This window comes from Pectobacterium sp. A5351, from assembly GCF_028335745.1.
Taxonomy (GTDB): domain Bacteria; phylum Pseudomonadota; class Gammaproteobacteria; order Enterobacterales; family Enterobacteriaceae; genus Pectobacterium.
The window spans coordinates 3,083,064-3,101,262 of record NZ_CP116477.1 but is presented as its reverse complement, the minus strand read 5'-3'; the positions used below and the strand labels follow the sequence as shown (position 1 = coordinate 3,101,262).

Annotated in this window: 15 protein-coding genes and 1 pseudogene; 6 read left to right on the top strand and 10 right to left on the bottom strand. The window is 55.0% G+C overall.

Annotation, left to right across the window (positions count from 1 at the left end):
* Positions 1-106 precede the first annotated feature (106 nt).
* On the top strand, positions 107-1,300 hold the full coding sequence (locus O1Q74_RS14405; RefSeq protein WP_271874051.1) for a nicotinamide mononucleotide deamidase-related protein YfaY: 1,194 nt from the start codon (positions 107-109) through the stop codon (positions 1,298-1,300).
* A gap of 406 nt (positions 1,301-1,706) precedes the next feature.
* Here O1Q74_RS14405 and O1Q74_RS14400 read toward each other — a convergent pair whose 3' ends face one another.
* From O1Q74_RS14400 to tesA, 3 genes are all read right to left on the bottom strand, one after another.
* Entirely contained in the window at positions 1,707-2,567 is an 861-nt protein-coding gene (locus O1Q74_RS14400) for a co-chaperone YbbN (protein WP_271874049.1), read from the bottom strand.
* A 109-nt stretch (positions 2,568-2,676) separates the two neighbouring features.
* Positions 2,677-3,447 (bottom strand): SDR family oxidoreductase, encoded by a 771-nt coding sequence (locus O1Q74_RS14395; protein WP_225087273.1) that lies wholly within the window; start codon positions 3,445-3,447, stop codon positions 2,677-2,679.
* 28 nt (positions 3,448-3,475) lie between these two features.
* Positions 3,476-4,159: a multifunctional acyl-CoA thioesterase I/protease I/lysophospholipase L1 gene (gene tesA, locus O1Q74_RS14390; RefSeq protein WP_442953093.1), complete on the bottom strand. Its 684-nt coding sequence runs from the start codon at positions 4,157-4,159 to the stop codon at positions 3,476-3,478.
* Between tesA and ybbA the strand changes: the two genes are divergently transcribed.
* On the top strand, positions 4,082-4,813 hold the full coding sequence (gene ybbA, locus O1Q74_RS14385; protein ID WP_271874047.1) for a putative ABC transporter ATP-binding protein YbbA: 732 nt from the start codon (positions 4,082-4,084) through the stop codon (positions 4,811-4,813). The genes tesA and ybbA overlap by 78 nt on opposite strands.
* Positions 4,810-7,239, top strand: coding sequence for a putative ABC transporter permease subunit YbbP (gene ybbP, locus O1Q74_RS14380; protein WP_271874046.1), 2,430 nt, complete (start codon positions 4,810-4,812; stop codon positions 7,237-7,239). Before ybbA ends, ybbP begins: the two co-directional genes overlap by 4 nt.
* 104 nt (positions 7,240-7,343) lie before the next feature.
* On the opposite strand, the pseudogene O1Q74_RS14375 reads toward ybbP, so the two are convergent.
* The 5 genes and pseudogenes from O1Q74_RS14375 to purM form a co-directional block, all read right to left on the bottom strand.
* Positions 7,344-7,571, bottom strand: a pseudogene (locus tag O1Q74_RS14375) (GNAT family N-acetyltransferase); the annotation flags it as partial.
* A 96-nt stretch (positions 7,572-7,667) separates the two neighbouring features.
* On the bottom strand, positions 7,668-9,803 hold the full coding sequence (locus O1Q74_RS14370) for a TonB-dependent siderophore receptor (protein ID WP_271874044.1): 2,136 nt from the start codon (positions 9,801-9,803) through the stop codon (positions 7,668-7,670).
* Positions 9,796-10,902 carry an ABC transporter substrate-binding protein gene (locus tag O1Q74_RS14365; protein WP_271874043.1) on the bottom strand — a complete coding sequence of 369 codons (1,107 nt, stop codon included), beginning with the start codon at positions 10,900-10,902 and terminating at the stop codon, positions 9,796-9,798. Before O1Q74_RS14365 ends, O1Q74_RS14370 begins: the two co-directional genes overlap by 8 nt.
* A 292-nt stretch (positions 10,903-11,194) precedes the next feature.
* Positions 11,195-11,833, bottom strand: a complete 639-nt coding sequence (gene purN, locus O1Q74_RS14360) for a phosphoribosylglycinamide formyltransferase (RefSeq protein ID WP_271874042.1) — start codon at positions 11,831-11,833, stop codon at positions 11,195-11,197.
* Entirely contained in the window at positions 11,833-12,870 is a 1,038-nt protein-coding gene (purM, locus tag O1Q74_RS14355; RefSeq protein WP_271874041.1) for a phosphoribosylformylglycinamidine cyclo-ligase, read from the bottom strand. Before purM ends, purN begins: the two co-directional genes overlap by 1 nt.
* A 337-nt stretch (positions 12,871-13,207) precedes the next feature.
* Here purM and upp point away from each other — a divergent pair, with 337 nt between their 5' ends.
* The 3 genes from upp (at position 13,208) to hda (ending at position 16,135) form a co-directional block, all read left to right on the top strand.
* Complete coding sequence (upp, locus tag O1Q74_RS14350; protein WP_180742314.1) at positions 13,208-13,834, top strand: uracil phosphoribosyltransferase; 627 nt, start codon at positions 13,208-13,210, stop codon at positions 13,832-13,834.
* A gap of 204 nt (positions 13,835-14,038) precedes the next feature.
* Positions 14,039-15,328, top strand: a complete 1,290-nt coding sequence (uraA, locus tag O1Q74_RS14345; protein ID WP_225087281.1) for a uracil permease — start codon at positions 14,039-14,041, stop codon at positions 15,326-15,328.
* A 99-nt stretch (positions 15,329-15,427) separates the two neighbouring features.
* Complete coding sequence (hda, locus tag O1Q74_RS14340) at positions 15,428-16,135, top strand: DnaA inactivator Hda (protein ID WP_180742315.1); 708 nt, start codon at positions 15,428-15,430, stop codon at positions 16,133-16,135.
* 77 nt (positions 16,136-16,212) lie between these two features.
* On the opposite strand, the gene arsC is transcribed toward hda, so the two are convergent.
* Positions 16,213-16,605, bottom strand: a complete 393-nt coding sequence (gene arsC / locus O1Q74_RS14335) for an arsenate reductase (glutaredoxin) (protein WP_271874039.1) — start codon at positions 16,603-16,605, stop codon at positions 16,213-16,215.
* Positions 16,606-16,619: 14 nt separating this feature from the next.
* Positions 16,620-18,056 (bottom strand): beta-barrel assembly-enhancing protease, encoded by a 1,437-nt coding sequence (locus tag O1Q74_RS14330; RefSeq protein WP_442953092.1) that lies wholly within the window; start codon positions 18,054-18,056, stop codon positions 16,620-16,622.
* Positions 18,057-18,199 lie beyond the last annotated feature (143 nt).

Below are 18,199 nucleotides of genomic sequence, written 5' to 3'. Positions count from 1 at the left end.
GCGTGGCTCGTCGGCTGTGTGTGTTCTCGGGCTGGCTGAAAGAAATATTGTGTTTGTTCATCCGACTTTTTAAAGTGGTTTCAGGATCGTCACGAGGAATAAAAAAATGCTTAGGGTCGAGATGTTATGTACCGGCGATGAAGTGCTGCATGGTCAGATTATTGATACCAATGCGGCCTGGTTGGCGGATTATTTGTTTCAACAGGGATTACCGATGACCAGCCGGATGACGGTGGGGGACGATCTCGATGCGCTGGTGACGGCGATAACGCAGCGTAGCCAGATCGCCGATATCCTGATTGTGAACGGCGGGCTGGGGCCGACCAGCGACGATCTCAGCGCATTGGCGGCGGCCACTGCAGCAGGCGAAGGACTGGTTGAGCACGCGGAATGGCTGGCGCGTATGGAGGCCTTTTTTGCCGAACGCGGCAGAGTGATGGCGCCCAGCAATCGCAAACAGGCGCAAATCCCCGCCAGTGCAGAAATGGTGGATAACCCGGTGGGCACCGCCTGTGGCTTTGCGCTGTACTTGAACAAGTGCCTGATGTTTTTTACGCCGGGCGTGCCATCTGAGTTCAAGGTCATGGTCGATCAGCAGATTATGCCGCGCCTGCGCGAGCGTTTTGCTATTGCCGATGCGCCGCTGTGCCTGCGTTTGACCACCTTTGGCCGTTCCGAGAGCGATCTGGCAAGCCAGTTGGATGGCATGGCGCTACCGCCGGGCGTGGTGCTGGGTTACCGCTCTTCTATGCCGATTATTGAGCTGAAGCTGACCGGCCCAGTCACGCAGCAGGAAAAGATGGTGCAACTGTGGGAAACGGTGCGCGATGTGGCCGGGGAAAATGCCATCTTTGAAGGAACGGAAGGGCTACCTGCGCAGTTGGCGAATCGTCTTGCTGAACGTGATATGACGCTGTCAGTGAGTGAACACTTCACGGCGGGATTGCTTAACTGGCAGCTCCAGTCGGCGAATGTTCCGCTGGCGGGCGGAGAGCTGCTGGCAAACGTTGAGGATGTCAGCCTGTCTGGGCTAGCGGACTATGCTCGCCATCTGGCGGAGCGTCAGGGCGCGTCGTTAGCGTTAGTTGTGGGGAATCGGAACGATGCCGAGCTATCACTGGCGCTACATACGCCGGAAGGATCTTTCGCCCAAACGATACAGTTCAACGTACAGCGCTACAGCCTGAAAACCCATCAAGAGGTTGTTGCTATGCTGGCGATGAACATGCTGCGCCGCTGGCTAAACGGCTGGTCAGTGTACGGCGGCCACGGCTGGATCTCAGTATTGAAGACGCTGTAGTCAGCGGGGGATTGAGGGTCTCTGCCTGGCTGTATTTCTATTCGGCTTTCTGGGGAGTTTCGTGCGCGATGATACCGTTATTTTCATGCTACCTCGTAGCACGCGCCCGACAAGGGACGGCTCAAACGCCGCTCGCCCCTTGACCCCAGGCTTTTCGGCGGAAATTATGCCGCTAACGCGGTGCCTTCGTCGGTATCAGGCTTAACGGACCGCTTGCGACACGTTCCCGACGTGGCGCAAGCTTTCGCCGCGTCCTGCGGCTCATCCTAAGCCTGCTATCTCCTCAGCATAATTTTTTACGCCGAGTTAGCACACCCGAAATCATCGTATCAATCCAATATAGGCGAGGACGAATGTTTGAAATAAGAAGGCCAAAATCAACGTTCTGGCCTTTTTCACAAGAGAATCAATATAATAACGAATAAAGCTGCCGACGGTAGCGGGCGGCGAGGGCGTCGCCGGTGCCGAGGGCGGCCATGATGTCCATCAGCGTTTTACGCGCGTTGCCGTTAGCAACGGCCAGATCTTTCTTCAGGAATCCCATCAGCAGCTCAAGCGCTTCCTCATTACGTCCGACCTGATGCAGTTGCAGCGCCAGCTGTACCGCCAGTTCCGCATTTTGCGGGTCGGCGTCCAATTGCTGCTGTAGATGCTGAATTTCCGGCGTATCGGCTGCCTGTTTTAGCAATTCAATCTGAGCAATGAGGCTGTGATAGCGCGTGTCTTGATCTTGCAAAGGAATGGTGGCTAATACGGCTTCGGCCTCTTCGCTGCGTTTAATTTGAATCTGCACTTCCGCCAGCATCAGACCAATGTCGCTGTGCTGCTGGCTGAGTTGCCAGGCGTCTTTCAGTAACTGCATCGCTTCTGGCAGTTTATCTTCCTGAATCAACTGCTGTGCCTGTGCGACTTTCAGCTCTTCTTCTTTCGGCAGCGCGCGTTTCAGCAATTCACGAATGGCCTCTTCCGGCTGTGGCCCCTGAAAACCGTCCAGCGGTTGGCCATCTTTAAACAGATAAACGGTTGGAATTGAACGCAGGCCAAACTGAGCGGCGACGCGCTGCTCGGCATCACAGTCAACCTTCGCCAGAACGAACTGCCCGGCGTATTCCTGCGCCAGCTTGTCCAACACCGGTTCCAGCTCCAGACAGTGCTGGCTACGTGCTGACCAGAAGTAAAACAGGACTGGCAGTGTCATGGAGTGTTCCAACACCTGATGCAGGTTGGATTCGTTGACGTCAACGATAGTCGCTTGTTGTTCTAACATGAGTAGCCTCTCTTACTTCCTGAATGCGTTTGACCCTTAGATGGGGCCTGTCGGTGTCACTTGCAAGCCTCGTACAGAGGCAAGTGCGCAATACCTCACCTGCTGAGGTTTATCCTCGTAATACCTTATCCAACAGACATCCCGGTAGCAGGCGGCGCAGCCAGGTTAAGGCGTGAGCCACCAGCGTCACGGGATAGCGTAATTTAGGCCGCGAGCTTTCCAGCGCATGATGGAGCTTCGGCAATATCGCTTCCGGCGGCAGCGTGAAGCGCTTAGCGATGCCGGGGTTAGTCACCGGCTTATCTGTCTGCGTCTGTGCGACGTTGCTGGTAAAGCGTGTACTGATCGGGCCGGGCTCGATCAGGCTGACGTGCAGGCCGCTGCCGTGTAACTCCATACGCAATGCATCTGACCAGGCTTCCAGTGCATATTTGCTGGCGGCATACGCGCCGCGCCCCGGCGTTGACACCAGCCCTAACACCGAACTGGTCTGGATGATACGGCCTTCGCCGTGCGGCAGCATGGCGGGCAGCAGTAATTGCGTGAGCTGATGCGTACCGAACAGGTTGCTGGAAAACTGCTGTTCGAGCTGCTGGCGCGAAATGGTATTCAGCGGGCCATACAGGCCGTATCCGGCGTTATTAAACAGCCCGTACAAGCGGTTATCGGTCAGTCTGATCACCTCTGCGGCGGCTTGTTCCACGCTGGCGCTGTCATCCAGATCGAGCGTAATCGCTTCCAGACCCAGCGTGGTCAGACGTGCGACATCCTCTGCGCGACGGCAGGCGGCAATCACGCGATAGCCGCGCTTTTGCAGATCCTGAGCGGCAATCAGGCCAATACCGCTGGAGCAACCCGTAATGAAGACCGTTTTTTGCATAACTTTACCTAATTCAAAAGCCTATTTATTAAGACTCATGGTTAACTAAGGGTTCCAGCTGCTTCGCCATCCATTCTGCGATAAACGGTTGGGCATCCCGGGTTGGATGGATGCCATCTTCCATCATCCACTCCGGTTTAAGATACACCTGCTCCATAAAGAAAGGCAGCAGCGGAAGTGCAAACTGCTCCGCTAATTTGGGGTAGATATTGCTGAATGACTCGGTATAGCGACGGCCATAGTTGGTCGGCAAACGAACCTGCATGAGCAGTGGCTGAGCGTTAGCCTGTTTGACCAGCGTGATGATTTTCGCCAGATCCTGCTCGATGTTGGCTGCTGGAAATCCCCGAAGACCGTCATTGCCGCCCAGTTCAACCAACACCCAACGCGGCTGATGCTGTTTCAACAGGGCAGGAAGACGCGCCAGCGCTTGTGCGGTGGTGTCTCCGCTAATGCTGGCGTTAACTATCGCGATGCCTTTTTTCTGCGTCTGCCACTGCGTGTTCAGCAGCGTTGGCCACGCGTTAGCGATCGGCATCTGATAGCCCGCACTGAGGCTATCGCCCAGAATTAATAATGTGTCAGCGGCGAAAGCGCGTACGCTGCATAATCCCAGAAGCAAAAGGACGAAAACATGTTTGCGAAGACCAGCCCAGCGAGTGCTACGCCAAGCGAAACTGCGCACGTAGAAAACATTCTTGAAGTTCATCATCTTAGTAAGCACGTTGGTCAGGGAGAAAATCGGCTTTCCATCCTTACCGGAGTTGAGCTTATTGTCAAACCTGCGCAGACAATTGCCTTGATTGGGGAATCCGGTTCGGGCAAATCAACGTTGCTGGGAATTTTGGCCGGGTTGGATGATGGCACGGAAGGCGACGTGAGCCTGATGGGCAAATCGCTAAACGCGCTGGATGAAGAAGGCCGTGCGGCGCTGCGTGCCCAGCATGTGGGTTTTGTTTTTCAGTCTTTCATGCTGGTGCCGACGCTGAATGCGTTGGAAAACGTGCAATTACCCGCATTGCTGCGCGGTGAAAGCGATAGCCACAGCCGCGGGCAGGCTGAACAGCTTTTACAGCAGCTCGGGCTGGGTGAGCGCTTACATCATCTTCCCGCTCAGCTTTCCGGTGGTGAACAGCAGCGTGTGGCGCTGGCACGGGCGTTTAGTGGTCGTCCCAACGTCTTGTTTGCCGATGAACCGACCGGAAATCTGGATCGTAAAACCGGTGAGCGCATCGTTGACCTGCTGTTTTCTCTCAATCGCGACCATGCCACCACGTTGATTCTGGTGACGCACGATGAGCAACTGGCGGCACGCTGTGAGCGGCGTCTGCGGTTAGTCGATGGCAAGCTGCGGGAGGATGCATGATCTGGCGGTGGTTCTGGCGCGAATGGCGCTCTCCTTCCTTACTGATTGTCTGGCTGGCATTAACGCTGGCTGTCGCTTGTGTGTTGGCACTGGGCACCATCAGCGACCGAATGGAAAAAGGGCTCAGCCAGCAGAGCCGTGATTTTCTGGCGGGCGACCGCGTGCTGCGTGCTTCACGGCCTGTCGCGGAAGCCTGGCTTCAGGACGCGCAGCAGCGCGGGCTGACGCTGAGTAGACAGATTTCTTTCATGACCATGACGTTCGCGGGTGATACGCCGCAACTGGCGCAGGTTAAAGCCACCGATCAACGCTATCCGCTGTACGGCAATTTGCAGACGCGTCCGGAAGGGCTGCATGCGGAGGCGGGAACGGTGCTGGTGGCGCCGCGCCTGTTGGCGCTACTCGGGCTGAAAGTCGGTGACATGCTGGACGTCGGCGATACTTCGTTGCGTATCAGTGGCGAACTGATTCAGGAACCGGATGCGGGCTTCAATCCGTTTGAGACCGCGCCGCGTATTCTGATGAATCTGGACGATGTCGAGAAAACCGGGGCGATTCAGCCGGGTGGCCGCATTACCTGGCGCTACATGTTTTCCGGTAATGAAAAACAGATTAGTGAGTTCAGCAACTTCATCAAGCCACAGCTCAAGCCCGATCAGCGCTGGTATGGCATGGAGGATTCCGAAGGCGCGCTGAGCCAGTCGTTAAAGCGGTCGCAGCAGTTCCTGTTATTGTCGGCGCTGCTGACGCTGTTGCTGTCTATCGCTGCAGTGGCGGTAGCGATGGGGCACTACTGCCGCAGCCGCTATGATTTGGTCGCCATTCTGAAAACGCTGGGGGCAGGCAAACAGGCACTGAGGCGATTAATCATCGGGCAGTGGCTTTCCGTGCTGGGCTTGGCGGCGATTTGTGGCAGCGTGCTCGGCCTGGGATTTGAGGCGCTGTTGATGAAAATGCTGGCACCGGTGCTGCCTGCCGCATTGCCTGCCTCCGGGCTGTGGCCGTGGGTATGGGCGCTGGGATCGCTGGTGTTGATCTCGCTGTTGGTTGGGCTGCGTCCGTATCGGCTGTTGCTGGCGACACAGCCGCTGCGCGTGTTGCGTCAGGATGTGGTGGCGAACGTGTGGCCGCTGCGCTATTACCTGCCGATCGTTCTGATTATTGTCGTCGGGCTGCTGGCGGTATTGTCCGGCGGCGGTGTGCTGCTGTGGTCGCTGCTCGGCGGCGTGGCGGTGCTGTCGCTACTGCTGGGTGTCATTGGCTGGGGCGGTTTGCTGCTGTTACGGCGTCTGACGGTTAAACGGCTGGCGCTACGTCTGGCCATTAATCGCCTGCTGCGTCAGCCGTGGTCGACGCTCAGTCAACTGGCGGCGTTTTCGTTGTCCTTCATGTTATTAGCGCTGCTGCTGGTGATGCGCGGTGATTTGCTGGAGCGCTGGCAGCAGCAATTGCCGCCGGGTAGCCCTAACTATTTCCTGCTGAATATCACGAAAGAACAGGTGCCACAGGTGGAGGATTTCCTCTCTCAGCATGACGTGACGCCGGAGCAATTCTTCCCGATTATTCGTGCGCGGCTGACGGAGATTAATCAGCAAGTTGCGACGGAAGTGATCCACGAGGACGATCCGGGCGGTAACACGGTGAACCGTGAACTGAACCTGACCTGGATGAACGGGATTCCACAGCACAACGTCCTGGTGGAAGGCGACGCGCCGAAGACGGGCGAAGTCTCGATGGAAGCAAAAGAAGCCAAAGAGATGGGGATCAAGATTGGCGATACGCTGACTTTTACCGGCGACACACAGCCGTTTAGCGCCACAGTCACCAGCTTCCGTCAGGTAGACTGGGAAAGCCTGCGTCCGAATTTCTTCTTTATTTTCCCCGTGGGGGCGTTGGACAACCAGCCACAATCCTGGCTGACCAGCTTCCGTTACGACGGTGATGAAAAGATGATTACGCAGTTGAACCGCCAGTTCCCGACGGTGAGCGTGCTGGATATCGGCAGTATTCTGCGTCAGGTCGGGCAGGTTTTGCAGCAGGTAAGCCGCGCGCTGGAGATTATGGTTATATTGGTGCTGTTCTGCGGTGTGTTGCTACTGTTGGCACAGATTCAGGTTGGGATGCGTCAGCGACGTCAGGAATTGATGGTGTACCGCACGTTGGGTGCCGGGTTACGCCTGCTGCGCACCACACTGTGGTGTGAGTTTGCTGTTCTGGGGCTGGTGGCGGGAACGGCCGCGGCGATTGGTGCAGAATCGGCGCTGTGGCTGTTGCAGCGTAAGGTCTTTAACTTTGCCTGGGAACCGAACGTCACGATGTGGATAACGCTCCCGTTAATCGCGGCGTTCCTCCTGTCGCTCTGCGGCGGCTGGCTGGGGCTACGGCTATTACGCGGTAAAGCACTGTTCCGGCAATTCGCTGGGTAATATTGCGTATAAGAATACGCCATTTTCTCTGGGACGAATTGCTATGCAAACGCAGAGAAAGTTTCGTGCGCAGTACCGCCGCCACGTTTATGCAAAACCTTATAAGCGGCGTAGCCGTGACCTTGATAGGCCGGGTCGATGATGATCTGAAATTCTGCGCGACGGTGGATATGGTTGATCTCCACCAGCTCAACCAGACCAACCTTGGTCTGCTCATGTTCAATAATGAAGCGCCGCTCGCTCGGGTCATGAATATGCTTGTCGTACAGATCGCTGAGTTTGATAAAGGCCTCGTAAGGCTCTTCAAACCAATAACGCATCACGCTGGCATGAATGTGCCAGCGCTAGTATAGCGGCGGGGAGGCGGGTGATGTGGTGTGAAAAATAGCACGATGCCCCGCATCGGTGAAATGCGGGGCGAAAGGATATTAGAAATCGACGCTGGCGCGCAGCACCACCTGACGCGGTTCTCCGATGGCGACGCGCAGATTATTACCGCTGGACGGGTAATAGGTTTGATCGAACAGGTTTTTCACGTTGAGCTGCCATTTCACCTTGTAGCCGTTGAGCGGCAGGCTATAGGCGACAAACGCGTCGGCGACGATGTAATCATCCAGATAGAAGCTGTTCGCCGCATCGCCAGCGCGGCGGCTGACATAGCGTGCACCTGCACCAGTACGCAGGTCGTCACCGGCTGCCAAGCCAATATTGCCAACGTCCTGCGTCAGGAAGAGTGACGCGGTATGACGCGCGGCGTTGGCCATCCGTTTTCCGGTATTTTCAGGATCGGCTGTAACGCGGGCATTGGTGTAGGCATAAGCACCGATCAGACTCAGGGAATCGGTGAGGCTACCCGCCAGATCCAGTTCGACGCCCTGCGAGCGCACTTTCCCTGCGGTCCGCGTTACGGTTTCGCCATTTATCAGTTCGCTTACCATCACGTTTTGTTTTTCAATATCGAACAGGGCTACGTTACCGGTAATGTGATTGGGCAGATCCCATTTGGCACCGATTTCGTAAGAACGCCCTAATTCTGGCGGTAGTGAGCCGATTTGCGTTGCAATAGAGGAGTTGGGTTTGAACGATTCGCTGTAGCTGGCATAGAGCGACGAGTAGGACGTCAGGCTGTAGATGATACCTGCACGCGGTACGGCGCGGCTGTAAGTGCTATCCGTTCGCGTGACAAATGGGCGACCTTTACCCGCCATCACATCGACGGTGTCATAACGCAGACCACCCAGCAATTGCCAGCGATCGTTAAGGCGAATGGTGTCCTGCATAAAGAATGCGGTGCTGTCGATATTTTCACGCTGGTCACTGTCTGAGGCGATGACGCGTGTGGAGGCGGCTAACTGACCGTAAACAGGGTTATAGATATTGAAGGTCGTATTGTTTGTCCCACGGATCATATCACCACGGAATGTTCTATCCGCTTCGTAATCAAAGCCAAACAGTAACTGATGATTGATGCGCCCCCAATCCACATCGCCATTCAGCGTAAGCTGGACTACCTGCGCCTGAGAGTGTGCGTAAGCTGTTGCATCTGCACGACGAGTGAGTATTCCAGTGTCGGCGTTATAACTCATCGCCCGCGCCTGATTATCGCTGTAGCGGTTGCGGTTGTAGGAATAAGTCAGGCTGCTTTTCCAGCGGTCATTCAGATTGCGGTCAACCTGCATGGTGACGCTATCCTGATCGCCGCGTGTCGCATTGTAGCTTTCATCAAAACGGCGATCGCGCGGTGTATTAACCGGCTTGCCCGTCTTCGGATCGATAAGGGTGCCGCGATCGAAAGGCGTCAGGTATTCCATGTGTTCGTAGGAAACACGTACCGTGGTGTCTTCGCCGTACCACATGAGGGATGGTGCAACCGTCGTCTGGCGGTTACGCCCGAAGTTGCGCCAGTAATCAGTTTCATCATGATCCACCACCATGCGGTAAGCCAGACCAGACGTGCCTAACGGGCCGGTGACATCCAACTGCCCACCGCCGCCCTTGAAGCTACTTCCCCAGCCTTCAATGTGCGTTTTCTGTACCAGTTCAGGTTTTTTACTGACAATATTGATGACGCCGCCGGGTTCGCCCATGCCGTAGAGCATGGAGGCAGGGCCTTTCAGCACTTCAACCCGCTCGCTGCTGGGCGTGAAGTTGCGTGCCTGAATGGAGCGTACGCCATCACGAAAGATCGAACCGTCGCGGTTATCGCCGAAGCCGCGTTTGATGATGGCATCCTGCGTGCCGCCTAGCGTATTCGACTGGGTGATACCGCTGACATTATACAGCGCTTCATCAATATTGCGTACCGCACGATCCTCAAGCACCTGCGTGGGGACGACGCTGACCGCCTGGGGGACATCCAGCAGACGGCTTTCGGTACGGGTACCCGTCACCGTTTTATGCGGCTGATAGCCCGTCTCCTTTCCCGCCTGAGCGCCAGGGGTGGCACTTACCACCATAGTGTCTTCTTTGCCATCAACGATGGCTGCCTGAATGCTAAACGGCAACAGCGCCAGCAGCGGCCAGCCGTGGCGGAACGCGGCCTTTTTTATAAAAAACTTATTCATGCGAAATCTGACTCCAATAAATCCCTGAAAATTCAATAGGTAAAAACTGTTGATAGAGTTGTTGTAGTGTTTGTTGCGGATCGATATCGGCGAACCGATCCGGGTAGAGCGCCTTGGCAAACATTTCGACCATCACGACGTGGTACGGGCTGAGGTAGAAGTTGTGCCACATGCTCCAGGCCCGGCCTGTTTGCACGGCTTGCAGGTGAGACAAAATAGGTTCCTGACGGATAAGCGTGTTGAAGCTCTCTTTCGCCTGCGCGGCGTTAACCAGCGGTCCGAGCATCAGGCTGGAGAAACGTTTGCCTTCCGGCCCGGCCATGCCGGTGGCGATGTAGACATCAGGATTGGCAGCCAGCACGCGCTCTGGGCTCAATTCCCCGTAGACGCTGTTGATGGTGCCGTTGGCAATATTCTCGCCGCCGGCGAAAGTCAGCAGGTCGCCAAGGCTGCCGCCGACCGCCGTGGTGCAGCAGGTATCACGTCTACCCAGATGCAAATGCAGCATGACCGTCGGTTTTTTACCGTGGTATTGCGCGATACGCTGGCGAACCACGTCCATATGCTGCTGATAGAAATTGCTGAAGGCGGCAGCGCGCTGGGGCTGATTCAGTACCTCGCCGAGCAGGCGAATACTGGGTAACGTGTTGTTAAGCAGGTCGATACGCAGGTCGACGTAAATAAACGGGATCCCCGCACGAGTCAGTGTTTGTTGCAGCAGATCTTCATTGGCCGCGTTTTTTGCCAGCCGGGGAAGAATAACCAGATCGGGTTTTAGCGGCAGCAGCATCTCCGCGTTCATTGCTTGCAGGCTGCCGTTACCTAACTGTGGGATCTGGGTAAGCTGCGGGAATTTTTCGGTATAGCGTGACCAGCTTTGCGCATCGTAGCGCGCCATATCGCCCGGCCAGCCGACGACATGCTTTGCCGGGTTATCAGGTTGAAGCAGCGCCAGCGTATACAGCATGCGACTCTCGCCCAGAATGATGCGCTGGGGGCTGTCTGGGATCTCCACCTGTCGACCCAACATATCAGTGACGGTTTTTGCCTGCAAAAGCGGGCTGAGAAAAAGCAGGCAAAGCAGTAAGGCAGTACGCATGATGGAGTTCACAGAATTTAGGATGGGGAAAGATAATCATTGTCATTTTCGTTTTCAACCGATGAAAAGTATGTGTAATGTCGGTTGAGAGAAATGTTCTTTTTTATCTGAGTCTTAGTGTTCGCTTAGTAAAGATTAGTAAATATTTAAAGCGTGGATAGGGCTGAAAATAGCGATGTGTCGCGTGTGTAGGGAAGAAATATGCGGAGAAGGGGGAGGTAAGAAAAAGCAGGAAGAGGAAGTGAGTAAGGCTCCGCAGTGGGAGCCTTACTAAGATGATGAAGAGACAGAATTACTCAGCAGCGTAGCCCTGTGGCGGAATACGCACGCTGTCGAGCCAGGCTTCATTATCCCGCATCATCAGTCTGCCGTTCAGGAACCAGTTAATGACCATCGGGTAAATCGTGTGCTCGTGCGTTTTCACGCGTTCGCTCAGGCTTTCTTCGGTGTCGTCACTAAATACAGGCACCTTCGCTTGCAGAATCAGCGGACCGCCATCCAGCTCATCCGTGACAAAATGTACGGAAGTCCCATGTTCCCGATCGCCATTTTCCAGCGCCTTGCGGTGCGTATGCAAACCGGGATACTTAGGTAGCAGAGAAGGGTGAATGTTCAGCATTTTGCCAGCAAACTGGGCAACAAATTCTGGGCTAAGAATCCGCATGTAGCCTGCTAAGATCACCAACGCCGGCTCATATTGCTCAATGTCGTTTGCCAGTGCCGCATCAAATGCAGCACGGTCGGCAAAGTCTTCAGGGTTCAGGACGCACGTAGGAATATCCGCATTCTGTGCGCGTTCTAGCCCGTACGCCTCCGCATTATTACTGAATACGGCAGCGATCTTTCCTTTGAGGCGTCCGTTCTTACAGGCGTCAATCAACGCCTGTAAGTTACTTCCATGACCTGAAATCAGCACAACGATGTTTTTCATCAGTTAATAACCACTGCGTCTCCGGCATCGGTTTGAGTAATGACGCCGATTTTCCATGCGTTTTCGCCGCTGCTGTTGAGTAATGCAACGGCCTCGTCTGCCTGTTCGGCTGGCAGTGCGATGATCATACCAACACCGCAGTTAAAAGTACGATACATTTCATGGCGGCTGACATTCCCAGCCTGTTGCAGCCAGTTGAACACCGCAGGCCATTGCCAGCTGGATTCGTCGATAGTTGCCTGCATACCTTCTGGCAGAACGCGTGGGATATTTTCCCAGAAGCCGCCGCCGGTCAGGTGAGAAATCGCATGAACGTCCACTTTCTCAATCAGGGACAGGATTGATTTCACGTAGATTTTGGTCGGTGCCAGCAGGTGGTCGGCCAGCGGTTTGCCTTTCAGCTCGAACTGCTCTGGATCGGTTTTGCTGACTTCAAGCACTTTGCGTACCAGAGAATAGCCATTTGAGTGTGGGCCGCTGGACGCGAGGGCCACCAGAACATCACCGTTCTGGACTTTGCTGCCGTCGATGATTTCTGATTTTTCTACCACACCGACGCAGAAGCCAGCCACGTCGTAGTCTTCGCCGTGGTACATGCCCGGCATTTCGGCGGTTTCGCCACCGACCAGCGCACAGCCTGATTGTTTACAGCCTTCTGCGATACCGGTAATGACGCTGGCAGCGGTATCGACATCCAGTTTGCCCGTAGCGTAATAGTCGAGGAAGAACAGCGGCTCAGCACCCTGAACCACCAGATCGTTCACGCACATCGCAACCAGATCGATACCAATGGTATCGTGGCGTTTCAGATCCATCGCCAGGCGCAGTTTGGTGCCGACTCCGTCAGTGCCGGAAACCAGAATCGGTTCGCGGTATTTTTGCGGTAAGGCGCACAAGGCACCGAAACCACCCAATCCACCCATAACTTCCGGGCGACGAGTCTGTTTCACTACACCTTTGATACGGTCTACCAATGCATTACCCGCATCGATATCCACGCCTGCGTCTTTATAGCTGAGAGAGGTTTTGTCGGTCACTGCTGAGTCCCCACGAAGGTTACGGGTCGTATTCAGAAAACACGGTATTGAGAAAACATACTGTGGTAAAAATAGTGCGCGATAATTCTAACAGTGTAGGCAATCGTTTGCGAGTGATGAGTCATCGGCGGGCTATTTTTCGTTAACGGCAACAATTTCTCTTCTCGGTTGATCTGGATCAGGCTTAATCGTATGGTGCTAAGCAAAAAAGGCGGTATAATCCCGCGATTTTTTTTACGACGGGCTCTTGTGCCCGCCGCCCTGCGGGCCGCCGCAAGCGGTGTTTAAAAACGCGCTTGGCGTTTTTGTCCGTCCACTAGCCGATGGGGAGATAAAGATGAAGATCGTCGAGGTGAAACACCCACTCGTCAAACACAAACTGGGTTTGATGCGAGAGAACGATATTAGCACGAAGCGTTTTCGTGAGCTGGCTTCCGAAGTGGGAAGTTTGCTGACTTATGAAGCCACCGCCGATCTGGTCACTGAGAAGGTCACCATTGATGGCTGGTGCGGTCCGGTTGAAGTCGATCAGATCAAAGGCAAGAAAATTACCGTCGTACCGATTCTGCGTGCAGGGTTGGGGATGATGGAAGGCGTGCTGGAAAATGTCCCTAGCGCGCGCATCAGCGTTGTCGGCATCTACCGTGATGAAGAAACGCTGGAGCCTGTTCCTTATTTCCAGAAGCTGGTGTCCAATATCGAAGAGCGCATGGCGCTGGTGGTTGACCCCATGCTGGCGACCGGCGGCTCAATGATCGCGACGATCGATCTGCTGAAAAAAGCAGGCTGCCACAGCATTAAGGTGCTGGTGTTGGTCGCGGCGCCAGAAGGGATTGCCGCACTGGAAAAAGCTCACCCGGATATCGAGCTTTACACGGCATCCATCGATAAAGGCCTCAACGAGCAGGGTTACATCATGCCGGGCCTGGGCGATGCGGGCGATAAAATATTTGGTACGAAATAACAGGTAAGCCGACTTATTAGTCGGCTTTTTTTTGGCGGGAACCTAAGTATTTCCTATGGTTCTCCACTGCCTGTGTTAGACCATAGTCGGTTTTTTATTACATCAGTAGCCAACATTCTCCTGCTTCATCACTGCGGTGGGGCGGGGTAAGTCTGGCTGCCATAAGAAGACACATAAATAACAACACTACAGAGGATATTGAAGATGACTCGTCGCGCCATCGGGGTAAGTGAACGACCGCCCTTGTTACAAACCATCCCGTTGAGTTTCCAGCATCTGTTTGCGATGTTTGGCGCTACCGTTCTGGTACCCATTCTGTTCAAGATCAATCCGGCAACCGTACTGTTATTCAACGGTGTCGGTACGCTGCTGTATTTATTTATTTGTAAGGGAAAAATCCCGGCCTATCTGGGATCGAGCTTCGCGTTCATTTCTCCGGTTTTATTGTTGCTGCCGCTGGGATACGAAGTCGCGCTGGGTGGTTTCATTATGTGCGGCGTGTTGTTCTGTCTGGTGGCGCTGATTGTTAAAAAAGCCGGGACTGGCTGGCTGAATGTGCTGTTCCCTCCTGCGGCGATGGGGGCGATTGTTGCGGTTATCGGCCTTGAACTGGCCGGTGTGGCGGCGGGAATGGCCGGGCTGCTGCCTGCCGATGGCGCTTCTGTCGATTCCACTGCGGTGACGATTTCACTGGCGACGCTGGCGATCACCATTCTGGGATCGGTGCTGTTTCGTGGTTTCCTGGCGATCATTCCGATTCTGATTGGGGTGCTGGCAGGCTATGCGCTGTCGTTCGCGCTGGGCGTGGTGGATTTGACTCCGATTCGTGAAGCTCACTGGTTCGCGATGCCGACATTCTATACGCCGCGCTTTGAGTGGTTTGCCATTCTGGCGATTCTGCCTGCGGCGCTGGTGGTGATTGCAGAACATGTCGGCCATCTGGTGGTGACGGCGAATATCGTGAAGAAAGACCTGATGCGTGAACCGGGGCTGCACCGCTCCATGTTCGCCAACGGCATTTCTACCGTGCTGTCTGGCTTCTTTGGCTCCACGCCGAACACGACCTACGGCGAAAACATCGGCGTGCTGGCGATTACCAAAGTGTACAGCACCTGGGTGATCGGCGGTGCAGCAATCCTCGCGATCCTGCTTTCCTGCGTGGGCAAACTGGCGGCGGCGATTCAGGCTGTACCGGTTCCCGTTATGGGCGGCGTATCGCTGCTGCTGTACGGTGTGATCGGGGCGTCCGGTATTCGCGTGCTGATTGAATCCAAAGTGGATTACAACAAAGCGCAAAACCTGATCCTGACTTCCGTGATTCTGATCATCGGCGTCAGCGGTGCGAAAGTGCATCTGGGGGCGACCGAGCTGAAAGGCATGGCGCTGGCGACCGTTGTTGGTATCGGGATGAGCCTGGTGTTTAAGGTCATTAGCCTGTTCCGCAAAGAGGAAGAGATCCTCGATGCGCCGGAAGAGAACGACGCACGTCCATAACCGCGTCAGTTTCCCTGTTGAGGCCGTGCACATCGCGTCCTCAACAGGGCCCGGTTTCTGTGATAAACTCGATTCGATTTCCTGCCCGTTTTGCTCGAGGTGATTCTGAACACGCCGGCACAGCTTTCATTGCCACTCTACTTACCCGATGACGAAACCTTTGCCAGTTTCTATCCGGGTGAAAACGCGTCTCTTCTTGCCGCCATCAATAATGCTTTGCATCAGGAGCATGGTAGCTATATCTATTTCTGGTCACGCGAAGGGGGCGGGCGCAGCCATCTGCTGCATGCTGCCTGCGCTGAGTTGTCGCGTCAGGAACGTGCGGTGGGCTATGTGCCGTTAGATAAACGCGCCTACTTTGTGCCGGACGTGCTGGAAGGCATGGAACAACTGGCGCTGGTGTGTATCGATAATATTGAATCGATTGCGGGTGATGAAGAGTGGGAAATGGCAGTGTTTAATCTGTATAACCGCATTCAGGAAACAGGACGTGCCCGGCTGTTGATTACCGGCGATCGTCCACCGCGTCAGTTGAATTTACGTCTGCCCGATCTGGCTTCCCGTCTCGATTGGGGACAAATCTATAAGCTGCAACCGCTGTCGGATGATGAGAAAGGGGAAGCGCTACAGCTGCGTGCCAGACTGCGCGGGTTCGAATTGCCGGAAGACGTGAGCCGTTTTCTGCTTAAGCGTCTGGATCGGGAAATGCGTACGTTATTTATGACGCTCGATCAGCTCGACCATGCTTCCATCACTGCACAGCGCAAGCTGACCATTCCTTTTGTGAAAGAGATCCTCGGTCTGTAGTTAGCGATCGCTGTTAAAAGATCGTCGTTGAGGATCGTTCACGTCTCTTGTTTACCACTATTTTTTACCGCCATTTTTTACAACGACAGTATTTCCAGCACCTGTTCCGGCGGGCGACCAATACGTGCCCGACCGTGTGCCACGACGATGGGGCGCTCAATGAGCTTCGGATTATCGATCATTGCCTGAATTAGCTGTGTTTCCGTCAGCGCGGCGTCGGACAGCCCCAACTGCTGATAAATCTCTTCTTTGGTTCGCATCAACTCGCGTGCGCTGTTAAAGCCTAGCTGCCGGATGAGCTGCGCCAGCGTCGCGGCATCGGGCGGCGTATCGAGATAGAGCACGACGTTGGGTGTAACATGATGCTCCTGCAACAGTGCCAGCGTTTCGCGGCTCTTGGAGCAGCGCGGGTTATGGTAAATCGTCACGGCGGGTTGGGATGAATAAAGTTGGGTTGAAGATTGTGTCATCGTCATGTTCCTTATCAGGATTTCTGGTACTGGCGGAAACGCTGTTGCAACTGACGAAGCTGGTCGATGCGGGCGTCGTAGCGCGCCTGTTCCAGACTCCCCAATTTAACCAGTGAGCTCGCGTTGCTCAGTAGCCGAATAGCTTGATCGAGCTGGCCGTTGAGCGCCAGACTCTCTGCGCGTGCAGCCAGTTCTTCCGCCCGCTGTCCTTGTGCTGCTGAGGCTTGCGCCAGCAGATCCCAGCCGTTTGAATCGTCGGGGTGCGCATAGGTATAGCGATACAGTATTTTGCTGGCGGCGGCAGGCTGTTTCCCTTCGACATACGCATTCGCCAGATTCAACTGAAGCACCGGATTAGCCTGCGCACCAGGCGCGTTTTGTAAGCGGCCGATCGCCTGCGTTGCGCGGTTTTGTCCCAGATCGATATCGGTCATCATATCCAAAAACCACGGGTTTTCAGGCGCGCTGCTTAGCAGCGGTTGCAGCACATTGCGCGCCTCATCGTATTTCTTCGCCTGATAAAACTGAATCGCTCGGCCATACTTCGCGGCCAGCTGTTCCCGCACGTTGCCTTTTTCCCATTGCTCCAGCAGATCGTTGCTCAGCGGACGATCCGGTGAGCCATACATACCAAAGGTGCGTATTTTGGCGAACAGGAAATCCTGAGAAGACTGTACCGGCGTTGAGCGCATCTGGTTGGCGCGGTTACGGGCGTCGGACAGGCGGCTTTCCGGCAAGGGGTGCGTCAGCAACATTTCCGGTGGTCTTGAGGCGTAGCGCGATTGGTCAGCCAGCTTTTGCAGGAAATTCGGCATGGCTTGTGGATCGAAGCCTGCACGCTGCAAGACCTGAATTCCGATACGGTCTGCTTCTTGCTCATTTGCCTGAGTGAACGTAATCATTCCCTGCTGTGCACCCGCCAGCGTACCACTGAGCGCTGCCATCCCCAACTGTGGATTAGCCATCGCCAACAGTATGGAACCGAGCGCGCCGACCCACGTAAGCGGGGCGCTACGCTGCTGTGATTCCATGCTGCGAGCCAGATGGCGCTGGGTAACGTGGGAGATTTCATGCGCCAGCACGGAAGCCAGTTCGCTTTCGCTATCGGCATAGCGGAACAGCGCGGAATGCAGCACCACATTGCCGCCAAAGAAGGCGAAGGCGTTGATGTCATCATTACGGATCAGATAGAAATGGAACGGCGTGCGTACCGAATCGGCCTGCTTGACCAATCTGTTGCCGAGCTGATTAATGTAATTGGACAGTAGCGGATCGTTGATAAGCGGCGCGCCGGCCCGTAGCTGGCGGACGTAAAAATCCCCCATAGCCAGTTCCTGATTGATACTGAGCGTGCCGCCCGCAGTGGTGCCGATATCCGGCAGCCGATCCTGCGTGTCGGCCTGAGCAGGAAGCAGGTTGCCAGCCAGTAACGCCCCGAGCAGGACAGACATGACCGTTTTTCTTAACCGAATAGACATAACGGAAGATAACCTTATCAACAGCTAACGTGAAAGCATTCTGCCAACTATCTTAGCCAGCGATGGAAGACAAAGAAATGCCCGAGAGGGAAAAACGTGGTGAAGAGGGATCGCCA